This is a genomic window from Gallibacterium genomosp. 3 (genome assembly GCF_001678475.1).
GTDB classification, from domain to species: domain Bacteria; phylum Pseudomonadota; class Gammaproteobacteria; order Enterobacterales; family Pasteurellaceae; genus Gallibacterium; species Gallibacterium faecale.
Genome location: NZ_JTJR01000034.1, coordinates 61926 through 79883, shown reverse-complemented (window position 1 = coordinate 79883; position 17958 = coordinate 61926). Strand labels below are relative to the sequence as shown.

Below are 17958 nucleotides of genomic sequence, written 5' to 3'. Positions count from 1 at the left end.
TGTTAAAGAACAAAAAACGACGCTTTCTTTTTCACTTCACACTGCAGCGTCGTTGCGGAGGTGCATTATAGTGATTTAAAAACTCCTTGCAAGTGCTTTTTTGCTTTTTTTTGAATTTTTTTATCAACTGTTGTTTTTTACAACAATCCATCAATTTTACCCTCATAAAATAAGGACCATATACTTAATGTAATAACATCAAACTATATGACCCTGCAGCTTTTTAAGCACTCAAAATTTATTCTTTTGGTAAGCGTTTAATCGAAACTAATAATCCACCCCAAATAATCGCCAGTGCGATAACCATCATAATAATTGCAATTGTACTCATTAGTCTTCCTCCACAACAAATTTCTCTTCATTTTTCCAAGGTAAGTGTGTTAGTAAGAAAGCCACAACCACTAAACCAAATGCCATTCCCCAACCAAAGGTATTAACAAACCAGTTTGGATATCCTTCATAACCTTCACGGAATACTTTAGCGCCTTCACTAAACAACATAAATGCAAGAATACCTGTAGTAATAACAATACATAAACGCCAAACAAACCCAATTTTGAATGATGATGTCTTATTGATGTGATTTCCTAATAAACCAAGTTGTTCGTGGGAAACAATGATAACCAATGAACAGAACGCTACCGCCACAATACCAAAGTAGTTTACGAATTTATCCATCACATCCAACATTGGTAATCCTGTTGTTGTTCCAAATAACACCACAGACAAGAACATCATTGGAATACCCACAATAAAAGTTGAAGGCACACGACCAAATTTCAATTTGTCTTGAACTGAAGCAATAATTACTTCAATAACAGAGATGAAAGAGGTTAATGCTGCAAATGTAAGTGAACCAAAGAACAATACACCAAGTACTGGACCAAATGGCGCATTATTGATAATAGTTGGGAAAGCAAAGAATGCTAAACCAATCCCGCCTTTTGCAACTTCATGAACTTGTTGTCCGCTTGATGCTGCTATAAAACCTAATGCAGCAAATACGCCAATCCCGGCTAATAATTCAAAACTACTATTCGCAAAACCAACAACTAATCCAGATCCTGTTAAATCTGAATCTTTCTTCAAATAAGAAGCATAGGTAATCATAATCCCGAAACAGATAGACAAGGAGAAGAAAATTTGTCCATATGCCGCAATCCATACACTAGGATCAGATAATTTCTCCCAATTTGGTGTAAATAGCGCGTCTAAGCCCTTACTTGCACCTGGTAAGAACAAGGCTGAAATAACAAGGATAACGAACATAACAACTAATAATGGCATTAAAATACTTGATGATTTCGCAATCCCTTTTTGTACTCCTAATGCGAGTACACCTAATGCCACTAACCATACGGCAATTAACGGCCCAACAACCATACCAACAAAATCAAAACTTACCCCTTGTGCAATATCGCCCATTTTAAGGAATTCACCCACAAAGAAATCAATAGGTTTATCACCCCATTCACCATTTATTGAGAAATATGTGTAAGATGCTGCCCAGCCAAGAACAACCGCATAATAGATACCGATAATGACGTTGACTAATACTTGCCACCAGCCAAAAATCTCAAAATTTTTATGTAAACGTCTGAATGCCAAAGGTGCAGATCCGCGATGTCTATGCCCAATTGCATAATCTAAGAATAATAGTGGGATACCCGCAGTTAATAACGCAATAATGTAAGGAACAATAAATGCACCGCCCCCATTTTCATATGCGGTATAAGGGAAACGCCAGATATTACCAAGCCCTACGGCAGAACCAATAGCTGCTAAAATAAATGCTCTACGCCCCGAAAAAGTTTCTCGTGCTGTGTTTTTCACTTCATTACTCATTTAGCCCTCCTATATTGGACTTTATCATTATATTATTTAGAGTAACTTAATATAATTAAATAATCTTAATAGTCAAACGCTATTTATTTGAAATAAATGAAAAAATTCAGACTATGTTCACTTTTTTGCCAACAATAAAACTAGTAAATTTCTTTATTTTTAGAGAGATTTTCTTAAAATCACACAAAAATAGCTTTTTCTCCTATTTTTTAACAAAATTTTTAGAATAAAAAACCAGATAAAATCTTAAGAAAAAATTTTTCACTTTTCTGATAAAAATTAAGGCTGGAAATACCAGCCTTAATCTTATTATTCTCAATTTATTTGATGATTAGTTGCTTTTTCTTTTTGCTCTTAAGCCTAGCAATAAGGTAATCGCAAATGTCACCACGAATGAAATCAACATACCAATGCAATAAACGGCAATGCTATCTGGTTTAATTGAGATAATTCCCGGTAATCCTGCAGCACCTAACGCTTGTGCTTTAGCATGAAAGAATGCAATAAATGCACTAGAAACACCAGAACCACTCATTGCTGCAATAAATGGATAACGGTATTTTAAATTTACCCCAAACATCGCTGGTTCAGTAATACCTAATAACGCACTAATTCCAGATGGTAATGCAATACCTTTTACTTTAGTATCACGAATTAAGAACAATACCCCTAAACAAGCCGCACCTTGTGCTACATTAGACATTGCCGCAATCGGGAAAATAAAAGTACCGCCAGTATGTGCCATATCTGCTAATAATTGTGTTTCAATGGCAATAAAAGTTTGATGCATCCCAGTGATAACAATTGGCGCATAAAGTGCTCCGAAAATTGCACCGCCAATAAAACCAGTTGTGTCATACAACCAAGTTAACGCATCCCCAATTAAGAAACCAAGCTTATGGGTAATTGGTCCAACAAAAGTGAAAGTCAGAATTCCAGTAATAAATAATGCGAGTAATGGCGTCAATAAATTATCTAATACTGATGGGATAATCTTACGGAAAGTATTTTCTAATTTTGCCAAGATCCAAGTTGCGGCTAATACCGGTAATACAGAACCTTGATATCCTACTTTTTCAATATGGAAACCGAGAATATCCCAATAAGGAATATTGCCAGATAAGCTTGCTGCACTAAATCCCCATCCATTTAGTAAATCAGGGTGTACCATCAACATTCCTAATGCTGCACCTAAAAATGGATTGCCACCAAACTTCCTGCTCGCCGAAAAGGCTAATAAAATCGGTAAGTAAACAAATGGAGCATTAGCAAAAGTATTAATCATTGCCGCTAAATCAGTTAGATTTGGGTAAGCTTCAATTAAAGATTTACCATCAATAAACAACCCTTGTGCAGTAAACACATTTGCTAACCCCATTAACAAACCACCAGCTACAATTGCCGGAATAATTGGCACAAAAATATCTGCTAATCCTTTTACTAATCGTTGTAATACATTTTGTTTTTCTGCACCTAAGTTAGCAACATCACTTTTTGTCATATCGCCTAAACCTAAAATTTCGGTCATAGCATCATGTACTTTATTTACTGTACCTGCACCAAAAATAATTTGATATTGACCAGCGACAGCAAACTGCCCTTTTACGCCTTCAATCTGTTCAATTCCTTCTTTATCTGCTTTATTTTCGTCCTTTAATACTAGACGTAATCTGGTAGAACAATGTGCTACGCCACTAATATTTTCTTTACCGCCCAACTTCTCAATGAGCTGATTTGCAATTTTTGGAAAATCCATTGGTTTTCTCCTAGTAGGTGGTTAAGTTATCAACAACGCGGATTATAGCTAAAACGTTTTAGTAAAATCTATCTAGTCAGCCAAGAATATGTCAGATTTGTGATCCAGATAACATTTTTTAAGGAAAATTTATAAATAAAATTGCTGAACTAAAACGGTTTAGCTAAAATTTTACCATCAAAAAAAGCAGAGGAATTAAACAATGAATAAAGTATGGGTTTTGGGCGACGCAGTTGTGGATTTATTACCTGATGGTGAACAACATTATTTACGCTGTCCCGGCGGTGCGCCTGCCAATGTGGCAGTCGCTATCTCTCGTTTATCGGGCGAAAGTGGCTTCATTGGGCGAGTAGGTAATGATCCTTTAGGTCGCTTCTTACGTCAAACATTATCGACAGAAAAAGTAGATACGACTTATATGTACCTTGATCCAGAACATCGCACTTCAACTGTGATCGTAGATCTTGATCATTATGGTGAAAGAACCTTTACTTTTATGGTGAATCCAAGTGCTGATCAATTTTTACAACCTCAAGATCTACCTACTTTTCAGGCAGGTCAATGGTTACATTTTTGTTCTATTGCTTTAATTCATCAGCCATCTCGCTCTACAACCCAACAAGCTGCTCAACGCATAAAACAAGCTGGTGGCTTCGTTTCTTTTGATCCTAATTTGCGTCCTAGCTTATGGGTCGATCAAGATACAATGATTAAGGAAGTCAATAATATGATTGAGGTTGCTGATGTAATTAAATTTTCTGAAGAAGAGATCTGTTTATTAAGCGGGTTATCTGATTTAGAACAAGCAATTAATCTAACACGCCAACAATACCCAAACAAATTAATCTTAGTTACATTAGGAGAGGCTGGCGCTATTTATTTTTACCAACAAATCAGTGGTAGTATTGCAGGTAATAAAGTCAAAGTTGTAGATACCACAGGTGCAGGAGATGCTTTTGTTGGCGGAATGTTGCAAGGTTTAGCACAATATGATCAATGGCAAAATGCACAAGTATTAGAACAAGCGATTATTCAAGCAAATATTTGTGGTGGTTTGGCTACCACAGCAAAAGGGGCTATGTCAGCATTACCCACTTACCAGCAACTACAACAACTTTTAGCATAATCCATTATTCGGAGGGCAAGATGATTATTTTTAACCAAGGTAAATATCGCAGTATTCATACAGCTAAACCTGATGAACTAACCCAACTTGCTGCACAAGTTGCTACAGATACTGATCATCGACCACATTATCATCTTGCACCACCAACAGGTCTGTTAAATGATCCTAATGGTTTGATTTTTGATGGCAGTTATTACCATATTTTTTATCAATGGTATCCCTTTGGCCCTTTACATGGGATGAAACATTGGCGTCATTATCGTACCCAAGATTTCCACCATTTTGAGCAAGCCGATCCTTTAATTCCTGATGAATTATTTGAATCACACGGCTGTTACTCTGGTGGTACCATTAACTACCAAGATAAAATTGTCGTTTTTTATACAGGAAACACTCGCCGATCCGAAGACAATCAGCGGATTCCTTTCCAAAATATTGCGATTTTTAACCGTGACGGCAAATTGTTGGTGAAACGTCCCTTACTGACTTCTGCCCCTACTGGTTATACCGAACATTGCCGAGATCCCAAACCCTTTATTACCCCAGAAGGAACAATTCGTTTTATCTTAGGAGCACAACGACAAGATCTATCAGGTACAGCCTTACTCTTTGAAATGGCTAATTTAGATGATACACCACACCTGTTAGGTGAACTGTCATTATCTCCATTTGATAACCAAGATATTTTTATGTGGGAATGTCCAGATTTGAGTAAATTGGGTAATAAAGATCTCTTTATCTGGTCACCACAAGGCAAAAAACAGCAACAATATCAATTTCAAAATAACTATCATGCGACTTATGTAATTGGTCATCTACACAATCGCCAATTGCAAGTAGAACAATTTGCAGAATTAGACCAAGGATTTGATTTTTATGCGCCACAAACCTTTTCTGGTGTAAATACAAGCGAAACAACCATACTGCTTGGTTGGTGTGGATTACCCGATTTACAATATCCAACTGATCGTTATCAATGGCATTCAATGCTAACACTTCCTCGTCAACTCTGGTTGCAAAACAATCAACTCTATCAACGTCCGATTGAACAAGTGTATCAACAATTAGACCAATTACAGGATTATCACATTCAAAGCCAAATTGAGGTCCCTACTCTAGCCCAAAGTTATTTACGTTTTAATGTGCAACACGATTTTTCATTACAATTATTTAGTAATGACAAGCAGCAATATCTCAGTTTAACTTATCAAAATGGTCTATTTTGTCTTGATCGCAGCCATACTGAACAAACAGAAAGTATGCTGAAATTCGGGCAACAACGTTATTGCCAAATCGAACAGTTACAACAAGTGGAGATTTTTATCGATCACTCGATTATCGAAATTTTCTTTAATCAAGGTGAAAAAACAATGACATCTCGCTTTTTTATCGAAAATAAACAAAATATTCTTTCCGTTAAACAGCCAATGACCATTACAATAGGAAACGTCTTACCAATTTGTTTTGACAAGGATACGTTATGAACATAAGCACAAAACGTTTAACTATTGCTGATATTGCACAGTTAACGGGTGTTTCAAAAACAACTGTAAGTATGGTATTAAATGGCAGAGGCGATAACTTCCGCATTAAACCAGAAACACAAGAAAAAATTCTTGCTATCGCTAAAAAACATCACTACAAAGCGAATAGTGTTGCTCGTGCATTACAGGCTCAACGGAGTAATACTATCGGTTTAGTCATTCCTGACTTTTCTAACTTAGGGTTTGCAGCTACCACAAAAACATTGGAAAGACTCTGCCGTGATAACGGATTACAACTTATCATTGCTTGTTCAGATGAAAATGTACAACAAGAAGCAATTGCCATTGAACGTTTACTTGATCGACAAATTGATCTTTTAATCACTACACCAATTAAAGTTAATGCTGCTCACTATCGAGCTTTAAATATCAATGTTCCCGTAATCCAACTCGACCGCTGTACTACAAAAAGCCATACTCCTTATATTGTGACTGATGATGAAAGTACTGTTATTGAGCTGATTAATACGCTTTGTAAACGTTATTCATTATCTGAATTCTATTATCTTGGTGGGCAAGCGGAATTACGTCCAAGTACAGCACGTTTATCTGGCTTTAAACAAGGATTACAACAAGCAGAGCTACCGTTACAACAAGAATGGATTATTCAAACCTCCTATTATGCCGATAGCGCTTATTTAGCTATTGAACAACTTTATCAAAAATTAGGGCGTTTACCTCAAGCTCTGTTTACAGGATCTTATGCTCTCTTAGAGGGAGTATTACGTTTTCTGAATGATCACCAGCTCTTAGATCATCTCACTACGGGGAAAATGCACCTTTCAACCTTTGATGATTATGAATTATTAAATTGTTTACCTTTTAAAATTAACTCTATCCAACAAAACCATCAGAAAATTGCTCAACAGCTTTTTTTAATGTTACAAGCACTGCTAAAAGGTGAGAAAGTGAGTAATCAAATTATTCCAGCTAAGATTATTTGGCGGGGTTAATGTGTTTTTATTGCAAAAGAAAAGCTCGCTGAATGATAAAGTCTATTTAATATTTTTCTCTAATTATCATTTAGGTTCCGCCCTAAAAGGTGAATGAAACAAATAAAACAATCCCTCACACACTGACTATTCCGCATCCAATAAGCTTTTCAAGCAAGTGTGAGAGGGAACTCAATAAACATTTATGAATATTTGTGAATAAATTTAGGCTTGTTCGTAGTCTGAATCTTTACGCAAAATTAAAGATTTTTCTACTCAATTATCCCCGAATTTGTTGTTCAATAATACCACCACCAAGACAAACTTCATCAAGATAAAAAACGGCGGATTGTCCTGGTGTAACAGCCATTTGTGGCTTATCAAAACGCACTTCAATCATATCATCATTAATCGGAATAATTTCACAAGCCACATCTTGCTGACGATAGCGTGTTTTCACTGTGCAACGTAATCTTTGTGTTAAAGGTTGACGATTGACCCAATGTAACTGACTTGCAATTAACCCTACTGAAAATAAACGAGGATGATCATGACCTTGAGCCACAATTAATTCATTATGTTCAAGATCTTTATCCACTACATACCAAGCTTCATCTCCTGCGTTTTTTAACCCGCCAATGCGTAAGCCTTTCCGTTGCCCTAATGTGTGATACATCAAACCATCATGACGTCCAATCACTTCGCCATCTACTGTACGAATATCGCCTGGTTGTGCTGGTAAATAACGAGCTAAGAAATCTTTAAATTTGCGCTCACCAATAAAGCAAATTCCAGTCGAATCTTTCTTCTTGGCTGTCACTAATCCTAACTCTTCAGCTATCTGACGCACTACTGATTTTTCTAACTCCCCTACCGGGAATAAGCTTTGCCCCACTTGTTGGCTACTTAATGTATATAAGAAATAACTTTGATCTTTATTACCATCTAAACCACGCAATAATTGTGCGCTATTATCATCTCCACGACGACGCACATAATGCCCTGTTGCAATATAATCTGCGCCAAGATCTTCCGCTGCATATTCTAGAAATGCTTTAAACTTAATTTCTTTATTACACAAAATATCTGGATTCGGTGTGCGACCCGCCTTATATTCTTGTAAAAAATGTTCAAATACATTATCCCAATATTCTGCTGCAAAATTGATTTTATGTAAGTGGATACCAAGACGATCACATACTTCCTGCGCATCAGCGAGATCCGCTGCCGCTGAACAATATTCTGTACCGTCGTCTTCTTCCCAATTCTTCATAAATAATCCTTCAACCTGATAGCCTTGCTGCTGCAAAATATAGGCTGATACAGAAGAATCGACACCACCTGACATACCAACAATCACTTTCTTTTGCTGATTTTGCGCAAATTGTTCAGGTGTAACGATAATTAAACTGGTAAATGTTTTTGAAATTAATGTCATTTTTCTTCCTTTGTTTTAATTTTTTCCTGCAGACGACACTTTATATAACTGATTAATCAAAATGATCCCCAACAAAATACATCCTGCTCCCAAGAAAAAAGGCCATGTTGGTGTTTCATTCAAAAAGAGCCATGCCAATAACATTGAAAAAATTGGCTCTGATAATCCTGTAACCTGTACTTTAGCTGCACTCAAACAAGCTAATGCACTGGTAATACAATAAAATCCTAATAAAGTTGGCAATATAGCCAATCCGAATAAATTCATTACCACATTGATATCCCAATCAATGGGCTGTAATTTTTGCAAAAATGGAATGATTAAATAAATCGTACCAAATAACATCAATAATTTTGTTAATGGTAAGCCGCCATCTAAGCGAAATTTCTTAATAAAAACAGAAAATAATCCATAGCCTATCCCAGCTAATGCGGCATAAATGACTGCTAATATCCCACTATTACCCGACCATGAAATAACAAAAATACCAATAATAGCAACCAATGTTCCTATAATTTCCACCCAATAAATTGGTTCTGCTAATAGAAGCCATCCTCCTACTAATGCGGATACTGCTGCCGAAGCCATTAAGATCACAATAATATTTGCTGCTAAACCATATTGATATGCTGTTGTTTCAAAAAAGAAGAGGACAAAAATACCTAACAATGCACAAAAAGCAATTTGTAACCATAATTTTATTGTCAAAGTATAGCCTGGTTGAATCGCCTGTTGTTGTTCAACCCGAGGTTGTCGCCACAATAAAAGAGTAATTAAAACAAATGCGATAAATGTTTTAAAAAAAGCAATGGCTTCAATGGTTAAGCCGTGACTGATTAAGACTTTACTAAAAATACCAATACTGCCATTTAATGCAGCAGCTGATAAAGCAAGAAAAATCCCTATAACCGGTGTTTTTTGTCCAGCCATACTATTCCCTTATTTCTTCTTCACTCTGTAGTTTACGTCCAGACTTGTCAATATAATACCAATGATGACTTTCACAATAATGGTATTCATTATTGGAACCCGCCACGGACTGTATTTTCCCCTCATCAGTGACTTTGGCCTTACCATTTTCAAACGGGAACGCACAAACAAATCGAGGTTTAATTCTTACAACGCCCTTGGCATCAACGTAACCAATACGTCCTTGCTGATCAACCACTCGAGACATACCATCTCGCACATAATCATCACCATTATCAAATTGATAAGGTTGATATGACGTTTGAGTTGTACAACTAACTAGGGAAAGTATAGATAAAGAAAAAATAAGCTTTTTCAATGCCATATAAAAAGATTACTTGCTATTTTCTTTGTATCAATTTCGAGGTACATCGATCTATGAATGTACCTCGTTTTAGATTTTATAGGATACGTCCTGATTCTTGTAATTTTGCTTGGCGTTCTGCTTCTTTTGCCATTCTCGCTTTACGAGCATCACAAGGTTCTGGGCAATCACAGACTTTCTCCAATCCTAGTGAAGAGATTCCTCCACAACTACCACTAATAGTTTTGCGTTTAATCATATATCCGATTGCCATAGCAAAAATTACTACAACGAAAAATCCGAAGGTAATTACAAATAATTTCATCACTTACTTCCTTCTTTCTTGGTGTCCATTAACTTAGCAAACGCTGTTGACATTTTAGTTTCAAACCCTTTATCAGTTTTGATGATCATATAGATCGCTAAATTTTCTTTTTCAGCGGCTGCTAATGCCTTTTCTGCACCCAATACAAATAATCCTGTCGCATATCCGTCTGCCAACATACAGCTTGGATCAACAACAGTAATCGAAGCGAGATTATGTTGAATTGGGTAACCTGTTGTTGGATCTATTTCATGTGAAAAACGTTTACCATTCTCTTCAAAATAATTACGGTAATCCCCAGAAGTCGCCATTGATAAATTACTTAGCCCTACAATCTGTTCCACTGAACGAGAACCATCAAATTCAGGTTTTTCAATCGCAATTTGCCAAGATTGCCCTTTTTCATTTACCCCTTTAGTATGGATCTCACCGCCAATTTCAACTAAGTAATCAGTAATACCAATACTTTCTAAATAACCTGCTACTTTATCAACGCCGAACCCTTTCGCAATGGAAGAAAGATCGACATACAATTCAGGAATTTTTTTCACCAATACAGGTTTTCCATCTACCTCAGTTACCGCTAATTTATCAATACCTGTCCAAACTTTACGTGCTGCAACCTCTTCCGCACTAGGCTCTTTATCAGCACGTTTTTCTGGACCGAATCCCCATAAATTGACCAATGGTCCGACGGTAACATCTAATGCACCATTTGTCTTCTGATGCAAATCAATCGCAGCTTTAACGACTTCTGCAAAATCTGCTGATACAGGAAATGGTTTATTAATCTCTTTACTTTGATTAAAACGACTTAATTCCGAATCTTTCTGATAAGTCGACATTTGATTATTGACTTCTTTTAATACATCATCAATTTTTTGATGCGCCATTTCTGGGCTTGTATCAATACCATGATCAATATATTTGATATGGTAAGTCGTTCCCATTGTCTTACCAGAAAGTGTGACAATTTCCGCTTGTTTACCACAAGCTACAAGAAAAAAGGCTAGTCCTACAAGGACCAGCCAATGAGTTAGTTTTTTTAATAGCATAATTAATAAATGTTTAATTTATCAACCACCGAAATCATCTAACAAGATGTTTTCGTCTTCTACACCAAGATCCTTAAGCATCTTAATTACTGCTGCATTCATCACTGGTGGTCCACACATATAGTATTCACAATCTTCTGGTGCTTCATGATTCTTCAGATAGTTTTCATAAAGTACATTGTGAATAAATCCAGTGTAACCATCCCAATTATCTTCTGGTAAAGGATCAGATAACGCAACGTGCCATACAAAGTTGTCATTTTCACGTTGTAACATATCGAAATCTTCAACATAGAACATTTCACGTTTTGAACGCGCACCATACCAGAAAGAGATCTTACGTTTAGAGTGTAAACGTTTTAATTGGTCAAAGATATGTGAACGCATTGGCGCCATACCTGCACCACCACCGATAAATACCATTTCTGCATCAGTATCTTTAGCAAAGAATTCACCGAATGGACCAGAAATTGTTACTTTATCACCTGGTTTTAATGACCAAATATAAGATGACATTTGACCCGGTGGTACATCTGGGTTTCTTGGTGGTGGTGTTGCAATACGCACATTCAACATAATAATCCCTTTTTCTTCAGGATAAGATGCCATTGAATATGCACGAACAATAGGTTCATCCACTTTAGAAACATAACGGAATAAATTAAATTTTTTCCAATCTTCTTGATATTCTTCAGGAATATCAAAGTCACTATATTTTACTGTATGTGGCTCAGCTTCAATTTGAATATAACCACCAGCACGGAATGGTACTTCTTCACCTTCTGGAATGGCTAATTTCAATTCTTTAATGAAGGTTGCTTTGTTATCATTAGAGATAACTGTACATTGCCATTTTTTCACGCCAAAAATTTCTTCTGGTAATTCAATATCCATACTATTTTTAACGTTAACTTGGCAAGAAAGACGATACCCTTCTGCTGCTTCTCTTTTATTGATGTGTGATAGTTCTGTTGGAAGAATATCACCACCACCGCTTTTTACTTTAACGCGGCATTGACCACAAGAGCCACCGCCTCCACAAGCGGATGAAACGAAAATACCCTGACTTGCTAACGCACCTAACAATTTTCCACCTGCTGGTAAAGTAATTGCTTTTTCAGGATCATTGTTAATGCTGATAGTGATATCACCAGAATTAACTAATTTTGATTTAGCAAACAGGATCAATACCGCCAATACCAAAATAATGACGGTAAACATCGCTATTCCTAATGTAATTTCCATGCTTTATCCCCTTTTACAACTGGATGCCTGAGAAAGACATGAAACCAAGTGCCATTAAGCCTACTGAAATGAAAGTAATACCTAAACCTTTCAATCCTTTTGGCACATCAGAATATTTCATTTTCTCAGTGATACCTGCCAATGCAACGATAGCAAGCATCCAACCTAAACCTGCACCAATACCATAAACAACGGATTCACCGAAATTATAATCACGTTGTACCATGAAAGATACGCCCCCGAAAATCGCACAGTTTACAGTAATTAACGGTAGGAAGATCCCTAATGCGTTATAAAGTGCTGGGAAGAATTTATCTAACACCATTTCCAAGATCTGCACTAATGCGGCAATTACGCCGATAAAGGTAATAAAGTTTAAGAAACTTAAATCAATCCCTTCGACTAATGCACCATCTTTTAAAATCAAGTTATAGACAACATTATTTACAGGAACAGAAATACCTAATACAACTGTAACAGCAATTCCTAAACCAAATGCAGTCGATACTTTTTTTGACACTGCTAAGAAAGTACACATTCCTAAAAAGAAGGAAAGTGCCATATTTTCAATAAATATGGATTTTACAAATAAACTTAAATAATGTTCCATTGTATTAATCCTTCTCTACTTGCTCAGGTTTTAATGTTCTCAAGCCCCAAATCACAAACCCAATAATAAAGAATGCACTTGGTGCGAGTAAGAATAAACCATTGGTTTGATACCAACCACCATCTTGAATAGTTTGTAATACTGGAATACCAAACAATTTGCCAGAACCAATTAGTTCACGTAAGAAAGCTACAATAATTAAAATTGCAGCATAACCTAAACCATTTCCAAGTCCATCAAGAAAACTATCAATAGGTTTTTCTTTCATTGCAAATGCTTCCGCGCGTCCCATTACGATACAGTTAGTAATAATCAAACCAACAAACACCGATAATTGTTTAGAAATTTCATACGCATAAGCACGCAACACTTGGTCCACTAGAATTACTAATGACGCAATAATTGCCATTTGCACAATAATACGAATACTGTTTGGAATATAGTTGCGAATACAAGAAATAAAGAAACTTGAAAACGCAGTTACTAAACTCACAGAGATACCCATTACAATTGCAGTCTCAAGTTTAGTTGTTACTGCCAATGCAGAACAGATACCTAAAATTTGCAATGCAATCGGGTTATTATCCAATATTGGTGAAAACAATAGTCCTTTGATTTTCTTTGTATCAGCCATTGTTTAATGCTCCCATTCTAACTTTCTCTAAGAAAGGACCTAAACCTTTCGGTCCAAACCAGAATTTAAATGTGTTATCCACACCATTACTGGTTAAAGTTGCACCTGAAAGTGCATCAACACCATATTCCTGATCTGCCGAACCACCTTTACTCACGTGCAATGCGACTTCACCATTACTGTTGTAGAGCTTTTTACCAACAAAAAGTTTCTGCCATGCTGGATTAGCGATCTCACCACCAAGCCCAGCGGTTTCACCTTGTTGATAATAAGTCAAGCCATCTACGGTATTACCATCTGGCTGTACCGAGATAAACCCGTACATTACAGACCATAATCCAGTCCCATAAATAGGCAATACAACCTGTTTCACTACACCATCACTTCCTTTCACCAAATAAACTTCTACAATATTGGCACGACGACGGATTTTAGCAATATCTTCACTTGCATCTAAAGCAATACTTGTTGCTGGATCTTTTGCTTCTTTGATGGAGTCAAAATTCTCTTTACTCGCAACAAAATCACCAGTATTGAGATCAACTAAACGAGGCTCAATATTTTCAGCAAACGCTTTTTTAATATCTGTATTTGGTTGTAATAAACCAGCAACACTCAAAATATTTCTTTGCTTATCTAGCAATTTTTGCTCTTGTTGCGTTGGCTTTAAAAAGACCGCTGCACCAGACACAATCACAGAACAAACTAAGCTAAGTAGCACAACGACAACAATTGTTCCGAATACACTATCTTTCTTAAACATTACGTGCTCTCCTACGTTTGATATTTGCTTGAACAACAATGTAATCAAACAATGGTGCAAATAAGTTAGCAAATAAAATAGCTAACATCATACCTTCTGGATAAGCTGGGTTTACCACGCGAATTAATACACACATTACCCCAATTAATGCACCATACCACCATTTACCTTTGTTTGTGAATGAAGCTGAAACAGGGTCAGTTGCCATAAAGAACATACCTAACGCAAACCCACCTAATACTAAATGCCAGTACCAAGGCATTGAGAACATTGGATTAGTTTCTGATCCAATTACATTGAAGAGTGTAGAAGTTGCGATCATACCGATCATAACACCAGCAATAATACGCCAAGAAGCAATACGAGCGAATACAATCACAGCAGCACCGATTAATAGCGCTAATGTAGAAACTTCACCAATAGAACCTGGAATATTACCTAAGAAAGCATCCATCCATTGAATTGGTTGACCAGTAGTTACTTGTTTTAATGCACCTTCACCGCCTGCTGCCCATTGAGACAACGCAGTTGCGCCAGAGAAACCATCTGCTGCCACCCAAACAGAGTCACCAGAAATCTGTCCTGGATAAGCGAAGAATAAAAACGCACGTCCCGCTAATGCTGGGTTCATAAAGTTTTTACCTACCCCACCGAACACCTCTTTTGCTACTACCACACCAAATGTTGTCGCTAATGCCGCTTGCCATAAAGGTAAAGTTGGCGGAACAATTAACGCTAAAAGAATAGAAGTAACAAAGAAACCTTCATTGATTTCATGTTTACGGATAGTTGCAAATAATACTTCCCAGAAACCACCAATAATAAATACTGTTAAGTAAATTGGTAGGAAGAAAATAGCACCTAATGCCATTTTCGCTAACACACCTGCATCAGGAGCAACTAAGCCTAACGCATTAGCGAATGCAAAGTGCCAATCATTGGCAACATTTTGTGCAAGGTTTTGTGCAAAATCACCAACACTTAACGCAAGAATTGATTGTGCACCTACGTTAAACATTCCATAGAACATTGCTGGGAATAATGCCAACCACACTAATACCATCATACGTTTAGAATCTAACGCATCACGGACATGAGAAGCTTTCGCCGTTACTGTACCTGGTGTATATAAGAAGGTCGCTGTTGCTTCATAAAGCGCATACCATTTCTCATATTTACCACCAGGTAAAAATGCAGGTTCCATTTTCTCTAAAAGATGTTTTAAACCCATTTTTAACCTTCCTTCTCGATCTTATCTAAGGCTGCACGCAGCATTGGACCGTATTCATTTTTACCCGGACATACAAAGGTACAAAGTGCTAAATCTTCTTCATCTAGCTCTAAGCAACCTAATGCTTGTGCACTATCTGTATCGCCTGCACTTAAATCACGTAGTAATAATGTCGGGATAATATCTAATGGCATAACACGTTCATAGTTACCAATTGGAACCATTGCACGATGTCCACCATTTACCGCAGAAGTAAAGTTAAAGAGTTTCTTACCAAAATGGCCTAATACAGTACGAGTAATAGAGAATTTATTCGCACCTGGCATAATCCAGCCTAAGAATTCTTTGTCACGGCCTTCTGCAATCACAGAAACTTGTTGGTGATAACGACCTAAATAAGCAACAGGACCTGTTGCAATTGTACCGTTAAGCACAGAACCAGAGATAACACGATTTTCACCATCTGCCAATTCCCCCGCAGTTAATTGACTAAGATTCGCACCTAAGCAAGTACGAACTAAACGAGGATTTTTGACTTGTGGGCCTGCTAAAGAGATGATGCGTTCAACGCTTAATTCACCTGTGGTGAATAATTTACCGATCGCAATCACATCTTGGTAATTGATATACCAAACAAATTTATTGATGCTAACAGGATCTAAGAAGTGAATATGAGTACCACTTAAACCAGCAGGGTGTGGACCAGAAAACTCTTCAACACGCACATTTTCTGCATTTACGTTAGGTACTGATGCACCAGCTGCTTTACATACAAAAAGCGTTCCTTCATGTAAACGGCTTAATACAGTTAAACCATGTTGAAACGCTTCTGCATTTTCTTTAATCACAACTGCTGGATCTGCTGCTAATGGATTAGTATCCATTGCATTAACAAAGATAGAACTTGGTTTACTATCTACTGTAGGAATTTTACTAAATGGACGAGTGCGGAATGCTGTCCATAAGCCAGACTCAATTAAATTTTGTTTGACTTGTTCAGCAGTAAGCGTCGCTAATTGATCAACGCTATACTTAGCAAAAGTAACCTCTGTGTCGCCTTCTAGCTTAATCACAACAGATTGTAAAACACGCTTAGCACCACGATTAATCGCAGTTACCGTTCCTGAGGCTGGAGCAGTAAAAACAACACCCGGATTCTTTTTATCTTCAAAAAGCACCTGACCTTTTTTTACTACATCACCCTCACGCACCTTCATCGAAGGACGCATACCAACATATTCTTCGCCAAGTACGGCAACTTCAGAGATGGTAGCTCCATCGTGGATTACTTGTGCTGGCTTCCCAGCAATAGGAAGATCCAAGCCTTTTTTAATTGTAATCATATCGTTTGCACTACTTTTCGTTGGGTTAAACATAACGATCACTACAATATCAAATTGTAGTGATCTCTCGTTTGAGTAGTTTCAAGCAAATCATCTATCTTAATGCGTGTAATTTTGTTAGAGAACCCACAATTTCTCTTTTCAAATCAAAGTGATAATCTCTCACAAAACATTAAACAATGATTACACTGTCCACTTAAATTTAAAACTCAAATCTGTAAAAATTCTTGTTCAGGCTAAAATCATTAACCAAAATAATAAATTAAATAATTAATAATAATTGCAAGATGTGAACAAGGATATAAAAACGGCTTATTCTAACCAAAACTCCCCTCTTAATTCTAGTCAATGACTCTTATTTTTAAGAAAAATGTGAAAAATTTGATATTTTTCAAGAAAACTACTTGCAATTTATCTCGAAAAATCAAACAAATACTACTTTAGAAGTAGATTACTTACCGTGTCCCATACAATTCGGAGAAGCCGGTACAGCCGGTAAATTTTGCCACTCTTCTGATGTATAAAGATGTAACGCCAAAGCATGGACGCCAGTAGCCAGTTGCTCTTCTAATAACTGATAAATTAAGCGGTGACGTGCTACTGCTTGCATCCCACTAAAACGTTCACTGGCTAAAATAATCTTAAAATGAGATTCACTACCTTTGCCAGAGCTGTGCATATAACTTTCATTAATAATTTCTAAATAAAGCGGGGATAATTCCTGCTGTAATAAATCGGTAATTTGTTGCTGTTTACTCATAATTTCTTTTGACTAATGCTGTAATTTATATAAATATCCGCTATTTTATACGATGTCTTTCATCTCATAAACCTTACA

The 17958-nt window shown here is 36.7% G+C and carries 18 protein-coding genes; 3 read left to right on the top strand and 15 right to left on the bottom strand.

The features are described from left to right. Positions 1 to 238: 238 nt before the first annotated feature. The 3 genes from QV06_RS11545 to QV06_RS08350 all read right to left on the bottom strand — a co-directional run bounded on the left by QV06_RS11545 (position 239) and on the right by QV06_RS08350 (position 3601). Entirely contained in the window at positions 239 to 331 is a 93-nt protein-coding gene (locus tag QV06_RS11545) for a methionine/alanine import family NSS transporter small subunit (RefSeq protein ID WP_082985075.1), read from the bottom strand. Further along, positions 331 to 1845, bottom strand: coding sequence for a sodium-dependent transporter (locus tag QV06_RS08355; RefSeq protein ID WP_065237743.1), 1515 nt, complete (start codon positions 1843 to 1845; stop codon positions 331 to 333). Before QV06_RS08355 ends, QV06_RS11545 begins: the two co-directional genes overlap by 1 nt. A gap of 331 nt (positions 1846 to 2176) precedes the next feature. Continuing rightward, complete coding sequence (locus tag QV06_RS08350; RefSeq protein WP_065237742.1) at positions 2177 to 3601, bottom strand: sucrose-specific PTS transporter subunit IIBC; 1425 nt, start codon at positions 3599 to 3601, stop codon at positions 2177 to 2179. A 202-nt stretch (positions 3602 to 3803) separates the two neighbouring features. Between QV06_RS08350 and QV06_RS08345 the strand changes: the two genes are divergently transcribed. From QV06_RS08345 to QV06_RS08335, 3 genes are read left to right on the top strand one after another with little or no spacing between them, the layout of a single operon-like run. Beyond that, complete coding sequence (locus QV06_RS08345; protein ID WP_065237741.1) at positions 3804 to 4727, top strand: aminoimidazole riboside kinase; 924 nt, start codon at positions 3804 to 3806, stop codon at positions 4725 to 4727. A gap of 20 nt (positions 4728 to 4747) precedes the next feature. Further along, the gene (locus QV06_RS08340; RefSeq protein ID WP_065237740.1) at positions 4748 to 6211 is read left to right on the top strand and encodes a glycoside hydrolase family 32 protein; all 1464 of its coding nucleotides are present in this window, start codon (positions 4748 to 4750) and stop codon (positions 6209 to 6211) included. Then, a complete protein-coding gene (locus QV06_RS08335; RefSeq protein WP_065237739.1) occupies positions 6208 to 7224 on the top strand; it encodes a LacI family DNA-binding transcriptional regulator in 1017 nt (338 codons plus the stop codon). Before QV06_RS08340 ends, QV06_RS08335 begins: the two co-directional genes overlap by 4 nt. Before the next feature lie 259 nt (positions 7225 to 7483). Here the strand turns inward: QV06_RS08335 and mnmA are convergent, their stop codons facing one another. The 12 genes from mnmA to QV06_RS08275 form a co-directional block, all read right to left on the bottom strand. Further along, a complete protein-coding gene (mnmA, locus tag QV06_RS08330) occupies positions 7484 to 8641 on the bottom strand; it encodes a tRNA 2-thiouridine(34) synthase MnmA (protein WP_065237738.1) in 1158 nt (385 codons plus the stop codon). A gap of 15 nt (positions 8642 to 8656) precedes the next feature. Then, the gene (locus QV06_RS08325) at positions 8657 to 9571 is read right to left on the bottom strand and encodes a DMT family transporter (RefSeq protein WP_065237737.1); all 915 of its coding nucleotides are present in this window, start codon (positions 9569 to 9571) and stop codon (positions 8657 to 8659) included. A gap of 1 nt (position 9572) precedes the next feature. Further along, positions 9573 to 9935, bottom strand: a complete 363-nt coding sequence (locus QV06_RS08320) for a WG repeat-containing protein (RefSeq protein ID WP_156542020.1) — start codon at positions 9933 to 9935, stop codon at positions 9573 to 9575. 76 nt (positions 9936 to 10011) lie between these two features. Then, on the bottom strand, positions 10012 to 10239 hold the full coding sequence (gene nqrM, locus QV06_RS08315; protein WP_065234404.1) for a (Na+)-NQR maturation NqrM: 228 nt from the start codon (positions 10237 to 10239) through the stop codon (positions 10012 to 10014). Continuing rightward, positions 10239 to 11294 (bottom strand): FAD:protein FMN transferase, encoded by a 1056-nt coding sequence (locus tag QV06_RS08310; protein ID WP_065237736.1) that lies wholly within the window; start codon positions 11292 to 11294, stop codon positions 10239 to 10241. The genes nqrM and QV06_RS08310 overlap by 1 nt, the downstream gene beginning before the upstream one ends. A 21-nt stretch (positions 11295 to 11315) precedes the next feature. After that, a complete protein-coding gene (gene nqrF / locus QV06_RS08305) occupies positions 11316 to 12539 on the bottom strand; it encodes an NADH:ubiquinone reductase (Na(+)-transporting) subunit F (RefSeq protein ID WP_065237735.1) in 1224 nt (407 codons plus the stop codon). A gap of 13 nt (positions 12540 to 12552) precedes the next feature. Further along, positions 12553 to 13149 carry an NADH:ubiquinone reductase (Na(+)-transporting) subunit E gene (gene nqrE / locus QV06_RS08300; protein ID WP_065237734.1) on the bottom strand — a complete coding sequence of 199 codons (597 nt, stop codon included), beginning with the start codon at positions 13147 to 13149 and terminating at the stop codon, positions 12553 to 12555. 4 nt (positions 13150 to 13153) lie between these two features. Further along, positions 13154 to 13783 carry an NADH:ubiquinone reductase (Na(+)-transporting) subunit D gene (locus tag QV06_RS08295; protein WP_065237733.1) on the bottom strand — a complete coding sequence of 210 codons (630 nt, stop codon included), beginning with the start codon at positions 13781 to 13783 and terminating at the stop codon, positions 13154 to 13156. Beyond that, complete coding sequence (locus QV06_RS08290) at positions 13776 to 14546, bottom strand: Na(+)-translocating NADH-quinone reductase subunit C (RefSeq protein WP_065237732.1); 771 nt, start codon at positions 14544 to 14546, stop codon at positions 13776 to 13778. Before QV06_RS08290 ends, QV06_RS08295 begins: the two co-directional genes overlap by 8 nt. Then, on the bottom strand, positions 14539 to 15777 hold the full coding sequence (locus QV06_RS08285; RefSeq protein WP_065237731.1) for an NADH:ubiquinone reductase (Na(+)-transporting) subunit B: 1239 nt from the start codon (positions 15775 to 15777) through the stop codon (positions 14539 to 14541). The genes QV06_RS08290 and QV06_RS08285 overlap by 8 nt, the downstream gene beginning before the upstream one ends. Before the next feature lie 2 nt (positions 15778 to 15779). After that, positions 15780 to 17120 carry a Na(+)-translocating NADH-quinone reductase subunit A gene (locus tag QV06_RS08280; protein ID WP_065237747.1) on the bottom strand — a complete coding sequence of 447 codons (1341 nt, stop codon included), beginning with the start codon at positions 17118 to 17120 and terminating at the stop codon, positions 15780 to 15782. Positions 17121 to 17571: 451 nt separating this feature from the next. Continuing rightward, positions 17572 to 17880: a BolA family protein gene (locus QV06_RS08275; RefSeq protein WP_065237730.1), complete on the bottom strand. Its 309-nt coding sequence runs from the start codon at positions 17878 to 17880 to the stop codon at positions 17572 to 17574. Between the last annotated feature and the right edge of the window lie 78 nt (positions 17881 to 17958).